Raw genomic sequence first — 22,319 nt, 5'->3', positions numbered from 1 at the left:
CGCGCACTTTCAATGAGAATTTCAATAAAGCCCACCCAAAACGCCGCAATCGTCAAATTTGAATTCCCGGAATTCATCTCGAAGAGCGGAAATCACGAATTCAAGAACATCGACGACACCAAGAATTCGCCACTTGCCAAGCAATTATTTTTCCTGCCTTTTGTCAAAACGGTTTATATCTCGGGAAATTTCATCGCCATCGAAAAATACAGCATTGTAGAATGGGAAGATGTTCAGGATGAAGTAGCCGAACAGATCGAAAACTACGCCAATTCAGGCAATCCGATCCTGATCGAAGAAGAACAACCTAAAAAGCAACCGATTACGGTTTACGGTGAAATCACGCCAAATCCATCGGCACTAAAATTCGTGGTCAGTCGGATGCTCACCAAGTCATCAGCCGAGTTCAAGAACATCGACGAAGCCACGCCGTCGCCGTTGGCCAAGGAATTGTTCCGATTCCCTTACGTGAAAGAGGTTTTTATCGACGAGAATTACGTGTCGGTCACCAAGTACGAAAGCTATTCCTGGGATGAAATTACGCTTGAGCTGAGAACTTTCATCAAGCAATACATCGAAAACGGAGGAACGGCGATCGACGAAGAACTGATCGCGTCAAGTCCGAAACAGGAAAAGCAAAAGCACGCCAATTTCGACATCCTCGACGTGACTTCTCAGCAAATCATCAACATTCTTGAAGAATATGTCAAACCCGCGGTTCAGGCCGATGGTGGAAACATTCTATTCGATTCGTACGACGCCGATGACAAACGCGTAAAAGTGGTGCTTCAAGGCGCGTGCAGCGGTTGTCCGTCCTCGACTTTCACGCTCAAAAGCGGAATCGAGAACATGCTCAAAGACATGCTTCACGACGAAAACATCAAGGTGGAAGCCTTGAACGGATAAGATAAGGCGCTCGAAAGGGCGCTTTTTTATTGGGAGCAAAATCCAGCTGTCCACTTTTAGCTTTCTTGAAAACGCCGTGTTTTTGTAGAGGTTTGCCAAGAGCTTCCTGCGGTCGCTTTGCCAAACCAACAAAAACAGGGCGCTTCCTGCAAAAGGCTAACCGCTGCCATCTGGGCTAGGCGACTTGAGAAACTACGAATTGCCGTTTCTTTAGGTGGCTTTTAACATTTTTTACAGGAAATCTGTAATGTAGACTTCTTAAAATCCTCGAAATTTGCAGCCAGACCTAACAAATCTCGGAGATTTGTCAGGTCTTGGAAAATGCCACTTTCGGACGTTTTTCCAAAGCAAAAAAGCGTAAGATTGACCGTTCGATTCAACATCAAATCTCCCGCGGAAAATCTTCCGTTTCAAGTCAGTTTCGAAATCTATTTCACGATAAATTTCTGGGTTTCCAAAACGCCGCTGCCATCTTTGATCTTGATGACATAAACGCCGGGCGTGAATTCGCTTCGCGACAAATTGTAGTGCTGTGACTTGATCGCGTCTTTCTTGACCAACTTTCCTGTGACGTCATAAATTTCAATCGAAAGCGCGCTGAAATCTTCGACGTTTTGCACAGAAAGTACAGACGTTTCGTCAATCGGATTCGGAGCAAGTGAAAACACAGGTTTCAAAACAAAGTCTTTTTCAGATAAGACATCGTTGTTCTTGAGTATCGTTCCCGCGTCACCGACAATTATCGCACTCGTGGCATTGAGGAAAAATACGCTCCGCAAATGTTCTGTCGTGCCTGAAGCTTGTTGCACCCAAGTGTCGCCTCCGTCCATCGTCCTGAAAATCCTTCCCGAAAGTCCGACGACCAAGCCTACGTTCGCATCGAAAAACCGAACGCCGTTAAAAGCGAAATTTCCCGGAACCGATTTGTCTACCCAAGTCGTCCCGCCGTCTGTCGTCTTGATTACTTTTCCTCCTGAACCTGTCGCATATCCGGTAAGTGCATCCGTAAAATAAAGCGAGTTGAGCGCACTTGTTCCGACATTCGGCGTTAGTGCTGTCCAAGAAGTTCCGGAATTGGTCGTCCTGAAGATTTGGCCACCTTGCGCACATACGAAACCAGTGGTCGCGTTCACGAAGAAAATATCCATCAGCGACTGGCTCGACGGCGTTGTCAGCGGAAGTGTGTACGACGTTACGCTTGTTCCGCCATTTGTGGTTTTGATGACTTTTCCTTCCGTATTGATGAAATATGCGTTCGTAGCCGATGTGGCGCTCACACCCAGATAAGAACTGCTGTTCGGAGCGGTAATTTGCGTCCACGCAGAGCCGCCGTTCGTGGTCTTTTTCATCGTGCCACTGGCTGAAGCTATCGACGACGAGGCGAACCCGATGTTCGAATCGATGAACCAAAGATCACGCGATGAAAATGCGCCTACGGTCGCCCAAGTCACGCCTGCGTCAACTGTCTTATACAGTTGGGAAGTGTTCGAGCTCGAGGTGAATCCCGTCGTTGGACTCGTGAAGTACAAAGCCTCCAATTTTTGTGTCGTGGGCGAAGTTTGCGATTGCCATTGTCCTGATGACAGATTGACCGCAAAAACAGTCGCCAAAAAAGCATTCGTCAGCAAAGTAGTCTTGTTTTTCATTTGGTTGGTTTTGTTTTTTGCAATGATAGGACAATTCGCTAAACGGCAGCAAATTATCCCGAATTGATTTTGATCCGTTTTCAACCGATGTTCTCGAATCGCGCAATCTAAACTTCCAAAAGTTCAGTTTTAACAATTTCTACAGAAAATCTGTAATGAAATTTGGTTTTTCAAGGGTAACTTTGCTAGACCTAACAAATCTTCGAGATTTGTTAGGTCTGCAAAAGCAAAGAAATCGACCAGTAAAATCGACAAAGATTTCCTACCAAAATCCCACGAAAATTCCGCCGGAAATCGAATCGAAATCCAATAAAAATCAATCCCAATCCAAGTCGCAATTATTTCGATCCGATAGACATCCAAGCAGTCCGACCAATAAAATCACAAACCACCTCACCGAAGATGAACGAACTTTCCAAAGAAACCAGCCCTTACCTACTCCAACACGCTCAAAATCCCGTGCATTGGAAAGCCTGGAACGAAACTTCGCTCGAATCGGCGAAAGCGCAAAAGAAGTTGATTCTGATATCTGTGGGATATTCGGCTTGCCACTGGTGCCACGTCATGGAACACGAAACCTTCGAAGATGGCGAGGCGGCGAACCTGATGAACGAACATTTCGTCAACATAAAAGTCGATCGCGAAGAACGTCCCGATGTCGACGCGGTTTACATGAAAGCCGTGCAGCTGATGACGCAACGCGGCGGCTGGCCAATGAACGTAGTCGCATTGCCCGACGGACGTCCGGTTTGGGGCGGAACGTATTTCAAGAAAGGCGATTGGATGCAAACGCTCGACCACTTGCAGAATCTTTGGAAAAACGAGCCGCACCGCATGTTTGATTACGCCGGAAAATTGCACGAAGGCCTTGAAGCGCTGAACATTCTTCCGAACGAGAATCAGGGAAACGGATTTCCGAGCCAGCAAAAACTGTCCGATTTGCTCGCGAACTGGTCAAAAAGCTTCGATTGGGAATTTGGAGGTTACCAAAAAGCGCCAAAATTCATGCTTCCGAACAACTTCAAATTCCTGATGCGCTACGGTTTCCAAACCCAAAATCCAGATCTGCTCGATTTCGTGAACCTGACGTTGACAAAGATGGCTTTGGGCGGAATTTTCGATAGCGTCGGCGGTGGATTTTCGCGCTATTCGGTCGATTTCAAATGGCACGTTCCGCATTTCGAGAAAATGTTATACGACAACGGACAATTGGTTTCGCTTTACGCCGATGCTTACAAACTCACGGGAAATCCGCTTTACGCCGAAGTCGTCGAAGACACTTTGAAATTCGTCAACCGCGAGCTCAAAGGCAAAAACGGTGAATTCTATTCCGCGCTTGACGCCGATTCCAAAGACGAAAACGGGCATTCCGAAGAAGGTGCGTTTTATGTCTGGACAAAATCGGAACTCGAAAAGATACTTGAAGACGATTTTGAACTTTTCGGCAAAATCTACAATATAAACGACTTCGGACATTGGGAAAACGGCAATTACGTCCTTATCCAAAAACACACTTCAGAAGAACAGGCTGAAATCCACAAAATCCCGATAGACGATTTGCTTGCAAACAAACAGCGTTGGGTAAAAAAGTTGTTCGAGGCGCGAGAAAACCGGGCACGTCCGGGACTTGACGACAAATCGCTTACGTCCTGGAACGCGATCATGCTAAAAGGTTTCGTCGACGCCTACAAAGCACTCGGGTATAAGGAATATCTCGAATCGGCACTTGAAAACGCCAATTTCATCAGACGCGAATGTTGGTCACCAAACGGAAATTTGTGGCACAATCACAAAAACGGCAAAAGCACGATCAACGGTTATCTCGAAGATTACGCATTCACGATCGACGCCTTCATCGCGCTTTACGAAGTGACTTTGGACGAGAAATTCCTTACTGACGCCAAACAACTTTGCGACTATTGTTTCGACCATTTTTTCGATGCCGAACGCGGATTTTTCCAGTTCACGTCAAGGCTCGACAAAGCTTTGGTCGCGAGTCATTACGAGATGGAGGACAACGTGATTCCGGCTTCGAACTCTGTGATGTGCGAGAATCTGTATAAACTTTCGATCCATTTCGGCAATCAGCATTATGAAACCAAGTGCGAGAATATGCTCAATCACATCATTCCGGTGGTCGATTATCCTTCGGCTTTTTCGAATTGGCTCAATGTGTTTTTAAATTATTCCGATAGTCAGCGCGAATTGGCTGTTTGCGGTCCGAACGCATTGTCGGACGCAGCCGAAATCAACTCGCAATATCTTCCGAATGTCACTTTGGCCGGAACTTCGAAAGAATCGAAAATCCCGTTCTTGGAAAATCGGTTTTCCGAGGGACAAAATCTGTATTACATCTGCCAAAACCAAACTTGCCAATTGCCTGAAACCGATTTGGAATCGGCATTAAAAAATTTACTGCCAACCACTTAAATTGCTTACATTTAGGAAGTAACCATAAATCTAAGACAAAATGGGATTGGGAAATTTCTTCAAAAGACTATTTGGCGGACCGCCTGAAAACGGGAACGAACCGCCGCCTATCGAAACCGCGAACGATCCGGTGAAAGACGCTTCAGATTATTACGCGCCTCAACCCGAAATCATGTCGGAAACCACCGAACCGATCGTAGAAAAGACAAGCGCATTCGCCAATGAAGGAAACGAGGACATCGAAGACATCCGCCAAGCCGACCGCGAAAGCGAAAACAGATTCGAAGAACCTGCCGATTAGGACTGAAGATAATAGATTGGCAGATAATAGATTGGCAGATAATAGACTGGCAGATAATAGATACTGGACTGATAGATAATAGACATTGCGATGGAGAAATCTGTCGTTTTTTTTTTAAACTGAAGCCATTTTTTACACCGCGGCCCGTCTTTCATCTTTACGTCTATTATCTATTATCTTTTCGTCTATCCTCTAATATCTCTATTTTTGCGGCATGCAAAACCTCGAAACCACAGAAAAGAGAGAACTCGTCTCAGACTTCACAACCTTGACAGATTACGTCCACAAATCGATGACGTGGCTAATCGATTATACGCCTCGGCTTATTTCGGCGATTGTCGTTCTTTTTATCGGACTTTGGACGATTCGGCTCATCAATCGCGTGATCAAACGCATCATGGTCAAACGCGAGCTCGACCCGACGCTTTCGAAGTTTCTGGCCGACATTTTGCTTTGGGCGATGCGGGTTTTGTTGTTCATCACGGTGATTTCGCGACTCGGGATCGAAACTTCGTCTTTCGTTGCGATTCTTGGCGCGATGGGATTGGCGATCGGACTTTCGCTTCAGGGTTCGCTTTCGAATTTTGCCGGCGGAATGCTCATCATCATGTTCAAACCTTTCCGCGTCGGCGACACGATCGAGGCACAAGGCGTGACTGGAACCGTTTCTGAAATCCAGATTTTCGTCACGAAACTGATTACCGGAAACAACCAGACGATTTTTGTCCCGAACGGCGCGCTGTCAAACGGAACGATCATAAATTTCTCGATGGAAGGCCTGCGCCGCTCAGACCTGACGTTTACGGTTTCTTACGACACGAACATCAAACAAGTGCGCGAAATCTTGCTCGAAGTTCTCAGAAAAAACAAAAACGTGTTGCCAAAGCCCGAACCGTCGATCGTCGTTCGCGATTTGACCGACCATTCAATAAACCTCGCTGTGCGTTCCTGGGCGAAAACCAACGATTTCAGCGATATGGTTGCCGAAATTCTCGAAGAAGGAAAAGACGCGTTCGACGCCGCGGGAATCTCGATCCAACCAATCATGAAAGAGCGTTCGGTTCAATAATTGCGGTTTTTCCGCGCCAAATTTGCGTCAGAAATGCGAACTTTCAAATCAATCCCGATTCTGTATTTGTTGTTGGTGTTCGCTTTCGCCGATTGCGGAAACAAGAAGATTTCTGACAAAACTGAAAAGCCGATTGCCGACACTGTTTCCAAGACCGAAATCACGATCGCCAAACCCGGATCTGTCATAAAAACCAGCGAGCCTTTCCGCATAAACGGACTCGAATGTGTTTGGGAGCAAACCGATACTCTGGTAGACGAAGGCAAAGTGGAGTTGATAAAAATCCGCGATACAAAAACCCGGCGTCTTTTGCTGAAACACATAGAATGTTGCCTCAAATACGGTTTTGATTTCGCTTCCGCGGATCATTTTCGGGATGTCAACTTCGACGGATTCAACGATTTCCTGATCCGAAGTTACGGAAGCTCAGCCGAGAACGAGATCACGAGCGTTTATCTGTTCAATCGCAAAACAAAAAATTTTGAGCTTTCTAACGACTTATCAGACAACAGCGTCGAAGTCGATTCTGTCCGAAAAATACTCGTGACAGGGAATTTCGGACGGTATTTCGAGACGACAAAACACCATCGTTTCGACAAATCGGGAAAATTGGAATCGACCGAAACGTTCTCAGATTACCTGCAATATGTCGAAGGCGAACAGTTTCAGATCCGTTACAAGGAATATCAAAAGGTCGTGAAAGGGAAAATTGTCGTGACAAAACGCGATTCGGTCATCGAACGTTACGAATGATATTCACCAGTTTTTGCAAGTTGATCGAGCCTGAGTAAAAAGCATCGAAAGCAACGATCATTTCCCGCCAACGACGAAATCTTTGAGGTAAAAAGGCTCGAAATAAGCTACGTCTTCGAATTGGGATTTCTGGAATTTGTCAAAGCTCAAAGCCGCCGTTTCTTTGGCCGATGGAAAGACCATTTCATCCAAAAATACAAAGTTCGCGCGAGTCAGGAATGGTTTGCATTTATCGTTCGCGTCGCCCAGAAAATAAGCCTTTTCAGAGATTTCCGTGAACGATTCCTCAGTGATGATTTCGGCTTTAGTCTCGCGGATTTGATTCAAATCTGCAGAAAAAATCGCGCTGTAAACTTCCATTCGCCTGGCGTCCAACATCGGAATCAGCAAACCGTCTGGAACCTTTGCCTGAGCGGCCAAAACCTGTAAAGTATCGACTGAAATAAGCGGGATTTCCAAAGCGAAACACAAACCTTTTGCTGCCGAAACGCCAATTCTCAAACCAGTGTAAGAACCTGGCCCGCGACTCACGGCGACTGCTTTCAAGTCAGAAAATTTCTTTCCGGCTTCGGCAATCACTTCGTCTATGAACACGTGGAGTTTTTCCGCATGCGAATAACCTGGACCCGAAATTTCGCGGCTCGCAAGCGTTTTCCCGTCTTCGGCCAAAGCCACCGAACAATTTTTGGTAGCCGTTTCGATATTGAGGATCAACGCCATTAACCTTTGTCTTTTTTGGCTTCGGATTTTTCTCCAGACTTGACTTTGTCGCCCGAAGCAAGTTCTTTGGTCACGACATTATAAGGTCCGACGATCACGACATCGCCTTTCTTGAGACCCGAAGTCACTTCGATGTTCGCATCGTCCTGAATTCCGGTTTTGATCACGCGAATCTGGGCTTTGTCGCCATTTTTGACGAACACGCACTCGAATTTCTTCTCGGTTTTGGCCTTTTTCAACGCTTCTTCAGAATTTTTATCCTCGACCTTGAACGTCTTTTTGGCAGTCGTATCGGTTTTGACTACGACAGCGCTGATCGGAACTCCGGTCACACCGACGCGTTTCTTGGTGATAATATCTACGGTCGCGGTCATTCCCGGACGGAAAGGCGAATAATTGGACGGTTTTCCATCGATCAAATCCTGATACGATTCCTTGACGATTCTCACTTTTACTTTGAAATTCGTGACTTGGTCGGCTGTCGTGGTTGTACTTGCAGAATTGGAAATACTCGTTACGACGCCTTTGAATTCCTTTTTGAGATAAGCGTCGACCTCGACATTTGCCGAATCTCCAACGCTGATTTTTACGATGTCGTTCTCGTTCACGTCGACTTCGACTTCCATGTTGTTCAAATTGGCCACGCGAAGCAATTCGGTTCCGGCCATTTGCTGTGTTCCCAAAACGCGCTCGCCGAGTTCGACGTTCAATGCCGAAATCGTTCCGTCGGCTGGCGAATAAATGTTGGTTCGCCCCAGATTGTCTTTGGCTTCGCTAACTGTCGCTTCCGCACTTTGCACATTGTAATAAGCCGATTGTTTGTTGGCCTTCGCAACTGCAAAAGACGAAATGGCCTTGTCCCAGTCGGCTTTCGAAATGATGCCTTTGTCGAAAAGCGTCTTGTTTCTGTCGTAGTTGGCTTTGGCCTCGGCGAATTGCGCATCGGCTTGGCTCAAACCCGCTTTCGTTCCGGAGAGATTCGAAACTGTGCGATTGAATCCTGAAGTGTAAACATCAGGGTTGATCTTAGCCAAAAGCTGGCCTTTTTTGACGATTTGTCCTTCCTTGATGGGAAGTTCAATGATTTCTCCCGACACCAAAGGCGCGATTTTGACCTCGATTTCAGGTTGTACTTTTCCCGTAGCCGACACGGTTTCCACGATTGTCATTTCCTCGACTTTGGCCGTTTCGACTTCGGTTCCTTCATCTTTGTTTCCGATGGCGCCCGATTTCGACAACGCGATCATTGCAACAATCAGGACGAGGACGCCGCCCAGGAGAAAATACATCGTTTTTTTTGACATGGCTTTTATTTTTGTTGGATGGGAATTCCGAAGTAGAATTCTACGACTTTTACCCTAAAGATATAATCAAATTTCGCTCGCGCCGCATCCGACTGGGAATTCACGAACAAAGTCTGCGCCTGATTCAGGTCGAAAGAGTTCATCATTCCCACGTTGTAACGCTCTTGCGCATAATTGAACGCCAACTCTCTAGCCTCGACCGCGACCAAAGCCGTTTCGTAAGACTGAAGCGCGTTTTTGGCATCGACGAACGCTTGATAAACGTTTCTTTCCAAATCGAGTTCCGCTTGCGAAAATGCGATTTTGGAACGCTCGAGCGCGACTTTTGAACGCTCGACGCCGTTTCTTGCCTGAAATCCGTTAAGGATCGGAATGCTCAGTTGAAGTCCGAAGTTGTGTCCTTTGTTGGCGCTGAATTGGTCGAAAATCGGCTCGTATTTCCCTAGAACAGGAATAAAGTTCGGCTGGATTACGTTTTGGCCAGTACCTTCGACCGTTCCGATAGTTGTCGTTGGATTGTTCGGATCTGGTGTTCCGCCGATCACTCTGTCGGCATAAGAAGCACGCGTACTGAAACTGTAAAAGCCCTGAAGGTTCGGCTGAAGCGTTCCTCTGGCGATTTTCACGTCTTTTTCGGCCAACTCTAAATTCGCTCTTGCGATCTTGATCTCGTTTCTGGCTTCTTTGGCTTTTTCGAAAATGGCCTTAGGCGATTCCTGCATCACCGGACTTTCAAAAACTTCATAGTCGTTATCGGCTACATCGAAATCCTTGAAATCCTCGATTTGGAGCAATTGCGCCAGACTCAATCTTGAAATCAGCATTACGTTCTCGGCGTCGACGACCGCTTTTTGGCTCGTTGCGACAGTCGCTTTCATATCGGCCAAATCGCCTCTGGGCACAGAACCGGCGTTCACCAATTCCTGGGTTCGCGTCATCAACTTTTGGTTGTTCGCCAACTGGGCTTTTTGAACTTTGAGATTTTCCTTGTTGAACAGAATCTGAAGAAAAGCATTCGCCACATTCAGCGAAACATCGTCTTTCATCTTGTCCAGACGGTATTGCGCCGCGATGATCGACAACTTCGAACGTCGAAGCGTATTTTGGTTTTGCAAGCCTTTGTAGATGTCGATTCCGGCGTTGAGTCCGGCCTGCGTAAACTGTGTTGTTTGATTTTCGAGCAAACCGGTCGTGATGTTCTGGTTCAAACCGATGTTCCAACTGTGGTTCGCACTCGCGTTCAAGGAAGGAAGAAAATTCCCGATCGCATCTTTCTTGTCAATGGCGGCAAGTTGTATGTCAAGTTCGGACTGTTTGATCTGGATATTGTTCTTGAGCGCATATTCGACGCATTCGCGCAACGTCCATTTTTTGCCCTCTTGTGCAAACGAAATACTGGTCGAGGCGAGCAGCAGCGCTAGGATTGCAGTGATTTTTCTCATGGTGATTTGTTGTTGCACGGCTTTTTGGGCTGCACAAATTTATGATTTTTTGACTAATGATTGTTGCTTACTGTTTGCCTTGCGAATTGTCGAGCGCCTGATTCCAGATTTTGATCTTGTCGTCTTTCTTCAATCCGCTTTTTACTTGGACGTAAATGCCGTCGCTCACGCCAAGTTCGATCGTTCTTTTCTCGAATTTTTGCGGAGCGGTTTCCACTTCCACGAACGATTTTTTGGTCTTTTCGTCAAACTGCACCAAAGATTCCTTGATCGCCAAAGTGTTTTCGGCTTTCGCCAGAATGATCGAAGCGTTCGCCGACAAGCCAGCGCGGATAAAAGTCGTGTCGCGGTTCTGCAAAGCACCTTTGATCTCGAATTGGATCGCCCCGTTTTCGGTTTTGCCTTTTGGCGCGATGTAGTTCAGGATTGCGTCGAACTTTTTGTTTTCGATCGCTCCCACTGTAATTTCGATCGGAAGGTTTTCTCTCACTTTCCCCACTTCGGATTCATCCAATTTTCCGACGAAAATCATTCTGTCCGTATCGGCCAAAGTCGCGATTGTCGTGCCTTCGTTGAAATTGTTGGCTTCGATCACCTGATTTCCGACCTTGACCGGAACGTCGAGGATTTTGCCGTTGACCGTCGAGCGGATCATTGTGTTGGCATAACTTCCAAGTCCGGCCGACGTTCCCGTTTTCACGATATCCAAACCTTGTTTCGCCGATGTATAGGTTTGTTTTGCCTGCATCCACGCAGTTTCGGCCAACTGGAATTCGTTCGCCGAAATAACGCCCTTGTCAAAAAGCGATTTCTGCCTTTTATAGACGCGTTCCTGATTGTCGAGCTCGATTTTAGCTGCGACGACCTGATTTTGTGAATTGCTCAAACTCGACACGTTCGCAACAACTTTTATAAGCGCGATCGGATCGCCGGCCTTGATGTTTTCTCCGGCCTTGATGAACACTTTTTCGATGATTCCGGAGATGTTCGGCTTGATCAGAACTTCTTCGTCAGGCACGATGTTTCCTGTTGCGATCGTGGTTTTTGTGATCGTTTTGGTTTCGGGTTTCTCGGTTTGGAAAACCACGGGCGACTCCTGATTTTTGGCGTACAGATAATACAAAGCCCCGACAAAAACCACAGCGATAAAAACGAGAATGGTTACGGTTAATCCTTTTTTCATTGTTTAGTGATATTGATTGATGATGTTATTTTATTCGTTTACTCTAAAATCTTGATTCATACAAATTCCGACTTATTCCGTCCGCAAAGCATCGACCGGTTTCACGCTGATCGCGATTTGGGCAGGAATGAATCCGGCGAGCAATCCTGATCCGACCAAAACCAGAAGCGCAAAAAACACGACGAGCAAATCGACGCTGGGATTGGCGAACATCATGTCGTCGCTTGGCATCGAATCGAGCAAGGCGTTGATTCCGGCCAAAAGTGCAGTGGAAAATGCTATTCCGGCCATTCCGGCGATGATCGTTAGGAAAATCGATTCGGTCAGAATTTGCTTTCGGATCGTTCCCGGTGTCGCGCCCAAAGCCCGTCGGATACCGATTTCCTTGGTTCGCTCCTTGACGACAATAAGCATAATGTTCGAAATTCCGATAACGCCCGAAAGCAAAACCAAAGTTCCGACGAAATAAGCGATGAACCTCAAAATCAGGAAAAGTCCGTTGATCTTGCTGTATTCCTCGAACAAATCGAAATTACCGATGGCGCGTTCGTCATCCGGATGCACCGAATGTCTGGTTTTGAGAAAATTGATGATGTCTTTTTTCATCTCGGTAATCGACGCTCCGTCTCTTGCGGTGATGGCCATCCATCCGACGACATCGCCGTAATTGAAAGCCTGTTGAAAAGTCGTGAACGGGATGAAGATGTTCTTTTGCGCCTGCTCGACGCCGCCGTCGGTGTTTCGCGATTTGTAAACGCCCACTACCATAAAAGTCACGCCGTTGATCTTGATGTAACTTCCTATCACTTCTTCGCCGGGTTTGTACATCAGATTGATCACGCCTTGCCCAATTACCGCGACTTTGCGTTTGGCGTTGATGTCGCCGTGGTTTACGAATCGGCCTTTGATGATGTCCATCGATTCCTGGGAAGTCAACTCCGGATAATCGCCATAAATGCCAAAAGCGCCGGTTTTGTCGCCCCGGATCACATTGCTCGCGCCTTGGTAATCGCCCAATTGGTTTCTCGGGGAAACGTAAAGCAAGTCGGGGAAATTGGCTTTCAACGCCGGAACATCCTCGTTCTTGAAATTGAAATGACGCCCAATCGGCAAGCCTTTATGTGGTTTGGACGTGACTTGCGTCCACATGAACATCGTGTTGGTCGCAATTCCTGAGAATCCTTTCTTTACGCCATTCTCGAGACCTTTTCCGGCCGCGAGCAAAATCACGAGAATGAAAATTCCCCAAAAAACGCCAAAAGCCGTAAGAGCCGTGCGAACCGGATTGGCTGAAAGTGCCTGCAGGATTTCTCCCCATTTGTCTCTGTCGAACATATTATTCTTCTCTTAAAGCGATTATCGGTTTGATTCTGGCCGCTCGGTAAGCTGGGAAAAATCCGGCGCCGGCGCCCGCAATTATCAGCAACACCAAGGTTGTGAGCGCGACATTGAAGTCAACTTGCGGATTCTGGAAAAACTCGCTAGTGATCATCGGCCCGACGAATTCCAGCAAAGCCAGACTCGCGAGCAATCCGATGAAACCGGCGATTGTAGTGATGAAGATCGATTCGTGCAAGATCATCACGACAATGGAAAACGGAGACGCTCCAAGTGCTTTTCGGATACCGATTTCCTTGGTGCGTTCCTTGACGATGATCAACATGATATTGCTTACGCCGACGACTCCGGCGACGATCGTACAGATTCCGACCCACCAAAAGAAAAGTCTTATGTACAAATTCAGGTCGTAAAATTTCTTGGCTTCTTCCACCGAACTGTGCACCTGGATCGCTCCGTCGTCGTCTGGAGCGACCACGTTCTTGGCTTTGAGCATCGACTCGAGTTCTTTCTTGAAGCGGTTCGATTCGGCCAACGCCTGATCGTAATCGTTCGACTTTTTCAGCGTGTAGAACATGTTGTTGATGTTCTGTCCTAGTCCGAAGACGTTTTGGGTTGTCGTAAACGGCAGAAAAGCGCGCGATTCCTCACGTTCGCCTCCCGGATCGGTAAAAACGCCTATGACCTTGAATGGAATGCCGTTTATCGTGAAGATTTTTCCTATCGGATCTTCTTCCTTGAACATCGTCAGTTTGAGCTTGTTCCCGATGACGGCGACTTTTTCGGCATTGATCAGATCGTTCTGGTTGATGAAACGCCCCGAAATCATCTTCATGGCTTCGATACCTTGCATATCTGCATTGGCGCCGCGAACCTGGTAACTTCCCGTTTCTTTCTTGTAGGCGAATTGCGTCTGCCAAACGCCCGCACCCGCTGATTTCAACACCATTTGGTCGCCCAGTTTCTGAACCGAAAGATCGTAGTCGGAGTTGTGCATCTGGACAAAACGTCCCGGGTTCAAACCCTTGTACTCTTTCGTGGTCACGCCGCTCCAAACCTCGACGATTCCTTCGGCGTCGCGTGCGAACTGTTTCTCGATTCCATTTTGCAGGCCTTTTCCGGCTCCGAGCAAGATCACGAGAATGAAAATTCCCGACGCAACAGAAATTCCCGTAAGGAAAGTGCGCAGTTTGTTTTTGGAAATGGCCTCGAAAATCTCTTGCCAGCGTTCGATGTTAAACATAAGAACTCGCCCTTTGCTGTTCAACCATTACATCGTCGATGATAAGTCCGTCTTTGAGGACTACGTTTCGCTTGCACATGGCGGCAATATCGGGTTCGTGCGTAACGATCAGGATGGTTTTCCCTTCGTCGTTTATGCCTTGGATGAGTTCCATGACTTCGTAAGACGTTTTGGTGTCTAGCGCGCCCGTAGGTTCATCGGCCAACAAAACTTTCGGATGCGAAGCGAGCGCTCGTGCGATGGCAACGCGTTGTTTTTGTCCGCCTGACATTTCGTTGGGCAAGTGCTGTGCGTGAGACGCCAATCCAACTTTTTCGAGATAACTCATCGCGATGTCGGTTCTTTCCTTTCGCTTGATTCCTTGGTAATACAAAGGCATCGCAACGTTGTCAAGTGCCGATTTGTAGTTTATCAGGTTAAACGACTGGAACACGAAACCCAGAAATTGGTTGCGGTAGCGCGAGGCGATCGTCTCGTTGAGTTTCTTGATCGGAACGCCGTCTAACGTGTAACTTCCAGTATCGGCTTCGTCCAAAATTCCCAAAATATTGAGAAGTGTGGACTTTCCCGAACCCGACGAACCCATAATGGCCACGAGTTCGCCTTCCTTGACGTTAAAGTTGATGCCTTTGAGCACGTGAAGGCTCGAGTTTCCTGTCTTATAGGATTTGTGAAGATCTTTGATCTCGATCATGGACAGTCTGTTTGGTGATACAATTGTATTGATTCGATTTTTGATGATGATTGATGCCGACGAAATTTTGAGAATTCCATCGGCACCCAAATAAGACTTCACCCAAAGGTAATTGTTACACCAAACGCTAATATTTTGCGTTTTGTTACTTTTGACAAAAATTCCGTCGGAAATGACTTTCAGAAACCTTGTTTACACGATATCGGCTACGGCCATTTTAACTGGCTGTGGTTCAACCTCAAAAATCGATGCTTTGCGTCCGGAACCGGATAATGCGACGCCTTTGTTGTACGAAACCGCGCCATCGTTCATCGATTTGCCCGTCAAGATGAAGTTGAAAGACATAGAAAATCAGGTCAATAAGTATATGACAGGACTGATTTATGAGGACAAAAATATCGAAGACGACGATTTGCAGATGCAGATTTACAAGCAAGGGCCTATTTTGCTCTCGAACGAAAACGGGAAAATCAAGACGATCCTTCCGCTGAAAGTGAATGTCAAATATCGCATCGGGACAAAATCACTTGGCGTCGATTTGACTTCGACAAGAGAGTTCAACCTGAACGGAAAAATCACACTTTTGAGCAACGTCGCCGTTTCGAACTGGAAAATGCTCACCAAAACCGAACTCAAAAGCATCGATTGGACAGAAAGTCCTACGACGACCGTCATGGGAAGACAAGTCCCGATCACTTATGTCGTGAATCCGGCGATAAAACTTTACGGATCGAAAATCGAGAAATCGATAGACGAAGCCATTGAAAAATCGATGGATTTCAAGCCGAATGTACTCGACGCTTTGGAGAAACTCGCCGCTCCGATCCAGATGAGCGAGGCTTACGAAAGTTGGCTCAGAACCGTTCCGACGGAAATTTATACGACCGACGCCAAGCTCGAAAAAGACGCGATCTCTATGGAAATGGGACTGAAATGCACGATGGAAACCTTCGTCGGAAAAAAACCCGATGCAAAGTTTGACCGCAGCAAAATCGTTCTGAAACCCGTCGCGAAAATGCCCGATCATTTCACGGCAAACATCGCCGCTGTCTCGACTTACGCTGACGCATCACGTATCATGTCGCAGAATTTCGCGAATCAGGAATATGGCGAAGGCAGCAAAAAGGTCAAAGTCACCAAGGTCGAAATCTGGCACAAATCAGGCAAAATGATCATCGCTTTGGATATGGTCGGAAGCATGAATGGCACGATTTACCTGGCCGGATTTCCGCAATACAACGAGAAAACCCAAGAGATTTACTTCGACCAACTCGATTATGTGCTCGACACGAAAAGCAAGTTGATGCGAACGGCGAACTGGCTCATGAACGGTTACATCCTCAAGAAAATGCAGGAAAGTTGCCGTTATTCGATCAAACCGAATCTCGAGGAAGGCCGTAAAAACATGATGACTTACCTGAACAATTATTCTCCGATGCCGGGCGTTTTCGTCAACGGATCGATCGGCGACATCAACTTCGGGAAAATCCAATTGACCAACCAGGCCGTAATCGCATTCGTAACCGTAAACGGCAAAATCGACGTCAAGATCGACGGCATGAAATGAAACTCCAGCACAAGATAAAGTCCTATTTCAAGCAACACGATTTCCATTTGTGGAAAGACTTGCGGTTGGACGAAGGCTTGTGTTTCGCGCATCCGACCGAAGAAATGCTGGTTGAGATTGCGGGTTATTTGCGCGATAATTTATCAGAAGTGACTATTTTGGAAGACAAGCGGTTTCGGCTCAGGGAGAAATCGGCGGTCGCATTTTCGTCCATCGATGAATTGATGCCTTTTTTGTCGAAAATTCTCAGCATTGATTTTTCCGAGACATCGAAAGAAAGCGCGATCTACGATTGGGAATTCACGTACCAACTCAAGCCGCATCTCACGAGCGAACACTCGATTTCATTGGTGAACGCGGTGACTTCGCTCAAAAAAGAGCACTCACATTGCGTTTACACTTTGGTTTCGATGCGAAAGTTCGAAGGAAAAATCTACTGCTGGACGTTTTAGGCTTTTTTCTTGCTGTAAAGCCGATACACGAAAAATCCGAGTACGCCTACCAAAATGTATGGAACGGCCATCAGATAAACGATTCCGTCGTTCACAGCCTCGGCTTTGTCTGTTTCGTCGGACGATTCCAGAACCGCTCGGCACATCGCGCATTGGGCTTCGGCAAAAGTCGGAAGCAACAAAAGTGCAAAGACAAAAACAAGCGCTGGAATTTGTGGCTTAATGCGCATAATACGGAGAAATCAGAAAGTAGACGACGACTCCGGTAACGGCCACGTAAAGCCAAATCGGGTACGTGATCTTACCGAGTTTCTTGTGTTTGTCGAACCTTTGAGAAAGGGCGCGAACGTAAGTGAACAAAACCATAGGAATGATCGCCACCGATAGAATGATATGCGTGATCAGGATAAAAAAGTACACCAGACGCATTTTTCCGGCTTCGGCAATTTCCTCGACCGACATTTGTCCGTCGTGGTTGGAATCGCCGTAACGCGTGCTGTCTGACGTCATGTGATAAGCGACGTACATCACCAAAAACAGCAGCGACAAAGCAATCGCGAACGTCATCAATCTTTCGTGCAACTTGAGTTTTCCGCGTCTTACGGCCATTACCGCGACGACCAAAACAACAGCCGTAAGTCCGTTGATTGCAGCGTAAATTGGCGGCAGGAACGAGAGCGGCTCGACGTCGAAACCGAAATCCTTGAGCTTCACCGTAAACAAAACGGCCACAACGACCGGAATCACGATAGAAACCGCGATGATCAATTTACTCATTCGCTTTTCGAGCGATGGTGTATTTTCTTGCATTTTACTGTTTTAAGAGAATTTGGATGTCTTGCATGATCGCCTCGATTCCACCTTTTTCGATGCCGTCGTAATAAGCCGTCGGATTGCCGTAAGCGTCTTTTCTGCAGCGGATATTTCCTTGTTTGTCGATCAGCGCAAACATTCCCGAGTGTTCGAAACCGGCTTCGGCGTTCGGATCTGCTCCGGCGTAAAGGTTGAAACCTTTGTTGGCCAGATTGTAGATATAATCGCGATTTCCGGTCATCATATGCCAGTTTTCAGACTTGACTCCCAAAGCGTCGGCGTGTTCTTTCAGGACTTTTTGTGTGTCCGTTTCAGGATTTATCGTGATCGATGCGATTCCAAAATTCGGGTTTCCGAAGAACTTTTTCTGCAACTCAAGCATGTTCTGGTTCATTTTCGGACAGATCGTGGGACAAGTCGTGAAGAAAAATTCCAGTACGTAGACTTTTCCGGCGTAATCAGCATTGGTGATCTTTTTCCCGTTTTGGTCGATGAGTTCGAACTTCGGAGCTTTTGCCAGCTTGAAAAGTTCGCCTTCGCCCTCGACATTGTTGTCGACTTTATCGAGGTCGCGTCCGCGGACGACATCGCCTCTTTTGGCGCGGTCGATGATTTTCGGAACGAAGATGATTCCGAAGACCAAAACCACGAGCGACACCCAAATGTATGATTTGTTCTTCATGTTAAATTTGTCTCTTGGTCGCGTTGTTGTTGCGTTTGAAAGCCGATTTGTATTCGTAAAGCAACACCTTGAAATCGTCCAGGAAAGTATTGCTGATTTCTGACGGATGGAAAGTGTCGTAACCGTCGACGTATTGGCCATCGCTGTTTCGGCCGCGAAGTTGCCGTTTCTTGTCTATCAGATAAACATTTGGTGTTCCGAAGTCTTTGTTCAACGTAGTTCGCGTCTTCAGGCTCGTTTGCAAATCCATGATCTCCTTTGGATCGGCGAAGACGAATTTCCAGTTTTTCATATCGGTAACTTCGGCGCATTTGTCAAAAATAGCCTGCACGTCTTTTTCCGTTCCTTTTGGGCATACGGTTACGAACTGCAAATCTGTGAAGTCGTGATAGCGTTCATAAACCTTTTGGTTCAGATTGAAAATAGTGCCGCGATTCTTGACGACATCGAATCCGCCGAAGCCCAAAACCGTGATTTTTCCTTCGAGCTTTACAGGCTTTTTGTCAAGCGATTCCCAATTTCCCAACTCGGAAACTTTCGGATTCAAAACCGGCAAAGTGGTAAAGCTGTGGACTCCGGAAGCAAAAAAGAGATAGGCGACGATAGGAACGACAAAAAGCAAAAAAAGGACGATAGTTTTCTTCATCGGGAAGTGCCTGTATTTTCGGGTACAAAAATAAAAAAAGGCGGTCTAAAACCGCCTTCTTCATCGAATTAATATGTTGTTAAAAATTCCACTTGATCGTAGAATTCGCAAAAACCCCATAAATATAATCGCCTTCTACAAGAAGAATGAAAACAAGGTATAAAATCAGGAAGATTACCGTCGCGACAACTGACCAACGCAAGCTGGCTCTTTCGCCTTCCATGTGCATAAACGCCCAAACGATGTAATAGGCTTTTACAAGTGTCAGGATGATGAAGATCCAGTTGAGGACGTTCATTCCCAAGAAAGTATGCTCGTGCAAGAAGGGCGGCTTTATGATACCCAATGCGACTTCGACAATCGTGATAGCCGACATGTATCCGAAAACTTTCCAGATTCTGCCTAAGTTTGAAACGTGTTCTCCGTGTCCGTGTGCCATGATGCTTTTGATAAGAAATTAAACGAGGTAGAAGAAGGTGAATACGAATACCCAAACCAAGTCAACGAAGTGCCAGTACAAACCGACTTTCTCGACCATTTCGTAGGAACGTCTCTTTTCGTAAGTTCCCAAAAGAACGTTCAGGAAAATGATGATGTTGATGATGACTCCCGAGAATACGTGGAAACCGTGGAAACCTGTGATGAAGAAAAAGAAGTCAGCGAACAATTTGCTTCCGTATTCGTTTCTCCAAAGATTCGCGCCTTCAACCACGACGTGAGCGTTGTCCATCATTTTTTGAGATGCCTCACGCGTCAAAACCTCTTTGTGTTTCTTTTTGTTCAGACCTTTTTCGAGACGTGTGTCTGCTTGGTCTTCTTTGGTATCTTGATAAATTCTTTCCGTTCTTACTCTCAATTCCGGATGCGCTTTGAAAGCTGCCTGAACTTCAGTGACAGAAAATGTCGTAGGCGTTTCGGCTTCTTGCATATACCAAGTCGCGTTGCTGCGCTTCAACTCCTGTCTTTCTTCCGGAAGTTGCACCACGAAATCTTCGAGTTTCACGCGTTTCCCTTCGGCATTGACGAACTGTAGCAAACTTCCGCCTTTGGTTTCGATTGCCCCGTATTCGCCTTTGATGAAGTTTTTCCACTCCCAAGCCTGAGATCCTACGAAGATCAAACCTCCTATGATCGTCAAAAGCATGTAAACGGCCACTTTTCTTTGTTTCATCTGATGTCCGGCATCAACAGCCAAAACCATCGTCACGGACGAGAAAATGAGGATAAAAGTCATCAAGGCTACGTAGTACATTGGCGCTTCTGTTCCGTGCATGAACGGAAAGTGCGTAAACACCTCGTCCGGCAAAGGCCATGTCTCAATGAACTTGAATCTTGAAAATCCGTAAGCCGCAAGGAATCCGGAGAACGTCAAGGCATCGGACACGATGAAGAACCACATCATGAGTTTGCCGTAGCTCGCTCCCATCGGCTCGTTTCCGCCGCCCCAGACCTTTTCAGTAGTAGCAGTTGTAACTGTTGCTCCCATATTAAAGTGTATACCGTTAAAAAGTTCCCAAATTTACGCTTTTTTTTATTTGAAGAAAGTCAAAAATAAAAACAAATAAAGCCACAGGAAATCGAGAAAATGCCAGTAAGTCGCACCTAGTTCAATTCCAAGGGTTTGAGAAGCGTTGTACTTTTGTTTAAAATGTTTATAAATAATGACCAAAAGCGAAATGATTCCTCCGCCAAGGTGCGCCAAATGCGTAATTGCGACAATATACAGAAAAGTCGTGGTCACGTTGCTCGCCGGTCCGGTGAAATAATAACCTTGTTGGATGATCTGTCCGAAACCGTAAAACTGCAAAGCCACAAAAGCGCCGCCAAGCAATAAAGTTCCCAGCAAAAACACAGTCGTGGCCTGACGATTGTCTTGTTTTATCGAGCGTTTCGCCATGAACATAAAAACGCTGCAAAGCAAAATCGCAACTGTCGAAGCGTAAAAAGCCGTTGGCATATCGAAGTTCTGCAACCAATCTTTACGGCTTTTGCTCACCACGAAAGCACTCGTCAATCCGGCGAACATCATCGTCATCGAAATCATCGCGAACCACAGGATCAGTTTGGCCGAACGCTCTGAACGCGCTTTGTATTCTTCGGCAGACATACCTTCATTTGTCATTGTAATCATCTTAGGAATTTATCGAGAATGTAAACGATCTGCAACAGTGAAATATACGAAACACTGGCCAACATCAACGCTTTTGCAGCTTTGGCCGTTCGAAGTTTATAAAGTCTGGCGGCGTAGAAAAGCATCCAAAGTCCTAAAACGAGTACGATTGCCGCAGAAATTTTCGTGATGAAAAATTGTCCGGTAAAACCGAAACTCGGCAAAATCGATGCAATTATGAGCCAAATCGTGTACAACATGGTTTGCATCGCAGTTGATTTGTCGCGTCTTCCGTTCGGAAGCATGAAAAACCCGGCTTTCTCGTAGTCTTCATACAAAAACCAGCCGATAGACCAAAAATGCGGGAATTGCCAGAAAAATTGGATCAGGAATAAAGTTCCGGCTTCAATGCCGAATTCGCCTGTGGCGGCAACCCATCCGAGCATGAATGGAATCGCTCCTGGAAATGCTCCGACAAAAACCGATAAAGGCGTCACAGGTTTCATCGGCGTGTAAACGCAAACGTACAGAAAGATCGAAATGGCGCCGAACATGGCCGTTTTCGGATTGATCAGATAAAGCAAAACAAGTCCGACGAAAGTCAAACCAAAAGCGATGGCCAAAGCCGTATTGACCGACATTCTTCCCGACGGCACCGGACGGTTTTTCGTGCGATCCATCATCGCGTCAAGGTCTTTCTCAATAACCTGATTGAAAGCGTTCGAGGCGCCGACCATGCAATAGCCGCCAATAAGCAACATCACTAACACAGTCCACGAAAAAGGATTGGTGTCGCTAAAACCGAGCAAGTAGCCCGCAATCGAAGAAAAAAGTACGCTGATCGCCAATCCGGCCTTGGTAATGGCCTTGAAATCGGCAAAAATAGTCTTGATCGAAAAAGTATTCGGATGAGCGTCCAATGCGGTTTTCATTTGCTACAAATCGCGGCAAAGGTAAGGCACGAAAAGCGATTCAACAAAAAAGCTTCCATAAAATTAGAAAGTTCGCAATCGCCGAAAA

At 46.5% G+C, this 22,319-nt stretch carries 23 protein-coding genes; 7 read left to right on the top strand and 16 right to left on the bottom strand.

Translation table 11 applies throughout. The features are described 5' to 3' along the window. The first annotated feature begins 12 nt into the window (after positions 1-12). Positions 13-906, top strand: a complete 894-nt coding sequence (locus EOO49_RS01150) for a NifU family protein (RefSeq protein WP_290842041.1) — start codon at positions 13-15, stop codon at positions 904-906. Between the two features lie 428 nt (positions 907-1,334). On the opposite strand, the gene EOO49_RS01145 is transcribed toward EOO49_RS01150, so the two are convergent. Then, positions 1,335-2,552 (bottom strand): T9SS type A sorting domain-containing protein, encoded by a 1,218-nt coding sequence (locus tag EOO49_RS01145; RefSeq protein ID WP_290842040.1) that lies wholly within the window; start codon positions 2,550-2,552, stop codon positions 1,335-1,337. Between the two features lie 402 nt (positions 2,553-2,954). Here EOO49_RS01145 and EOO49_RS01140 point away from each other — a divergent pair, with 402 nt between their 5' ends. The 4 genes from EOO49_RS01140 (at position 2,955) to EOO49_RS01125 (ending at position 7,105) form a co-directional block, all read left to right on the top strand. Beyond that, a complete protein-coding gene (locus EOO49_RS01140) occupies positions 2,955-4,982 on the top strand; it encodes a thioredoxin domain-containing protein (RefSeq protein ID WP_290842039.1) in 2,028 nt (675 codons plus the stop codon). Between the two features lie 40 nt (positions 4,983-5,022). Continuing rightward, positions 5,023-5,283, top strand: coding sequence for a hypothetical protein (locus EOO49_RS01135; RefSeq protein WP_290842038.1), 261 nt, complete (start codon positions 5,023-5,025; stop codon positions 5,281-5,283). 214 nt (positions 5,284-5,497) lie between these two features. Then, positions 5,498-6,352, top strand: a complete 855-nt coding sequence (locus tag EOO49_RS01130) for a mechanosensitive ion channel domain-containing protein (protein WP_290842037.1) — start codon at positions 5,498-5,500, stop codon at positions 6,350-6,352. 33 nt (positions 6,353-6,385) lie between these two features. Continuing rightward, positions 6,386-7,105: a hypothetical protein gene (locus EOO49_RS01125; RefSeq protein ID WP_290842036.1), complete on the top strand. Its 720-nt coding sequence runs from the start codon at positions 6,386-6,388 to the stop codon at positions 7,103-7,105. A 57-nt stretch (positions 7,106-7,162) separates the two neighbouring features. On the opposite strand, the gene tsaB is transcribed toward EOO49_RS01125, so the two are convergent. From tsaB to EOO49_RS01090, 7 genes are all read right to left on the bottom strand, one after another. Further along, positions 7,163-7,825 (bottom strand): tRNA (adenosine(37)-N6)-threonylcarbamoyltransferase complex dimerization subunit type 1 TsaB, encoded by a 663-nt coding sequence (gene tsaB / locus EOO49_RS01120; RefSeq protein ID WP_290842035.1) that lies wholly within the window; start codon positions 7,823-7,825, stop codon positions 7,163-7,165. Beyond that, positions 7,825-9,129 carry an efflux RND transporter periplasmic adaptor subunit gene (locus tag EOO49_RS01115; protein WP_290842034.1) on the bottom strand — a complete coding sequence of 435 codons (1,305 nt, stop codon included), beginning with the start codon at positions 9,127-9,129 and terminating at the stop codon, positions 7,825-7,827. Before EOO49_RS01115 ends, tsaB begins: the two co-directional genes overlap by 1 nt. 5 nt (positions 9,130-9,134) lie before the next feature. Continuing rightward, positions 9,135-10,571 (bottom strand): TolC family protein, encoded by a 1,437-nt coding sequence (locus EOO49_RS01110; RefSeq protein ID WP_290842033.1) that lies wholly within the window; start codon positions 10,569-10,571, stop codon positions 9,135-9,137. A gap of 67 nt (positions 10,572-10,638) precedes the next feature. Next, positions 10,639-11,754, bottom strand: coding sequence for an efflux RND transporter periplasmic adaptor subunit (locus EOO49_RS01105; RefSeq protein WP_290842032.1), 1,116 nt, complete (start codon positions 11,752-11,754; stop codon positions 10,639-10,641). 72 nt (positions 11,755-11,826) lie between these two features. Then, a complete protein-coding gene (locus tag EOO49_RS01100; protein ID WP_290842031.1) occupies positions 11,827-13,089 on the bottom strand; it encodes an ABC transporter permease in 1,263 nt (420 codons plus the stop codon). Between the two features lies 1 nt (position 13,090). Beyond that, positions 13,091-14,335 (bottom strand): ABC transporter permease, encoded by a 1,245-nt coding sequence (locus tag EOO49_RS01095; RefSeq protein ID WP_290842030.1) that lies wholly within the window; start codon positions 14,333-14,335, stop codon positions 13,091-13,093. Next, positions 14,328-15,029 (bottom strand): ABC transporter ATP-binding protein, encoded by a 702-nt coding sequence (locus EOO49_RS01090; protein WP_290842029.1) that lies wholly within the window; start codon positions 15,027-15,029, stop codon positions 14,328-14,330. Before EOO49_RS01090 ends, EOO49_RS01095 begins: the two co-directional genes overlap by 8 nt. 172 nt (positions 15,030-15,201) lie before the next feature. Between EOO49_RS01090 and EOO49_RS01085 the strand changes: the two genes are divergently transcribed. Both EOO49_RS01085 and EOO49_RS01080 read left to right on the top strand, forming a co-directional pair. Beyond that, positions 15,202-16,596: a DUF4403 family protein gene (locus EOO49_RS01085; RefSeq protein ID WP_290842028.1), complete on the top strand. Its 1,395-nt coding sequence runs from the start codon at positions 15,202-15,204 to the stop codon at positions 16,594-16,596. Beyond that, positions 16,593-17,048 (top strand): hypothetical protein, encoded by a 456-nt coding sequence (locus EOO49_RS01080; RefSeq protein ID WP_290842027.1) that lies wholly within the window; start codon positions 16,593-16,595, stop codon positions 17,046-17,048. Before EOO49_RS01085 ends, EOO49_RS01080 begins: the two co-directional genes overlap by 4 nt. On the opposite strand, the gene EOO49_RS01075 is transcribed toward EOO49_RS01080, so the two are convergent. The 8 genes from EOO49_RS01075 to cyoE all read right to left on the bottom strand — a co-directional run bounded on the left by EOO49_RS01075 (position 17,045) and on the right by cyoE (position 22,219). Continuing rightward, positions 17,045-17,278, bottom strand: a complete 234-nt coding sequence (locus tag EOO49_RS01075) for a hypothetical protein (RefSeq protein ID WP_290842026.1) — start codon at positions 17,276-17,278, stop codon at positions 17,045-17,047. The two genes, EOO49_RS01080 and EOO49_RS01075, sit on opposite strands and share 4 nt — an antisense overlap. Further along, entirely contained in the window at positions 17,268-17,858 is a 591-nt protein-coding gene (locus tag EOO49_RS01070; RefSeq protein ID WP_290842025.1) for a DUF420 domain-containing protein, read from the bottom strand. The genes EOO49_RS01075 and EOO49_RS01070 overlap by 11 nt, the downstream gene beginning before the upstream one ends. A 1-nt stretch (position 17,859) precedes the next feature. Next, on the bottom strand, positions 17,860-18,543 hold the full coding sequence (locus EOO49_RS01065; RefSeq protein ID WP_290842024.1) for an SCO family protein: 684 nt from the start codon (positions 18,541-18,543) through the stop codon (positions 17,860-17,862). A gap of 1 nt (position 18,544) precedes the next feature. Continuing rightward, positions 18,545-19,189, bottom strand: a complete 645-nt coding sequence (locus tag EOO49_RS01060; protein ID WP_290842023.1) for a hypothetical protein — start codon at positions 19,187-19,189, stop codon at positions 18,545-18,547. Between the two features lie 79 nt (positions 19,190-19,268). Next, entirely contained in the window at positions 19,269-19,628 is a 360-nt protein-coding gene (locus tag EOO49_RS01055; RefSeq protein WP_290842022.1) for a cytochrome C oxidase subunit IV family protein, read from the bottom strand. Between the two features lie 18 nt (positions 19,629-19,646). Continuing rightward, on the bottom strand, positions 19,647-20,675 hold the full coding sequence (locus tag EOO49_RS01050; RefSeq protein WP_290842021.1) for a cytochrome c oxidase subunit 3: 1,029 nt from the start codon (positions 20,673-20,675) through the stop codon (positions 19,647-19,649). A 45-nt stretch (positions 20,676-20,720) separates the two neighbouring features. Continuing rightward, on the bottom strand, positions 20,721-21,320 hold the full coding sequence (locus tag EOO49_RS01045) for a cytochrome c oxidase subunit 3 (RefSeq protein WP_290842020.1): 600 nt from the start codon (positions 21,318-21,320) through the stop codon (positions 20,721-20,723). Further along, positions 21,317-22,219 (bottom strand): heme o synthase, encoded by a 903-nt coding sequence (gene cyoE / locus EOO49_RS01040; protein ID WP_290842048.1) that lies wholly within the window; start codon positions 22,217-22,219, stop codon positions 21,317-21,319. The genes EOO49_RS01045 and cyoE overlap by 4 nt, the downstream gene beginning before the upstream one ends. Positions 22,220-22,319: the final 100 nt, after the last annotated feature.

Source organism: Flavobacterium sp. (assembly GCF_004295795.1).
GTDB lineage: Bacteria > Bacteroidota > Bacteroidia > Flavobacteriales > Flavobacteriaceae > Flavobacterium.
The sequence above is the reverse complement of the archived record's forward strand: the minus strand, read 5'-3'. Positions and strand labels throughout refer to the sequence as shown.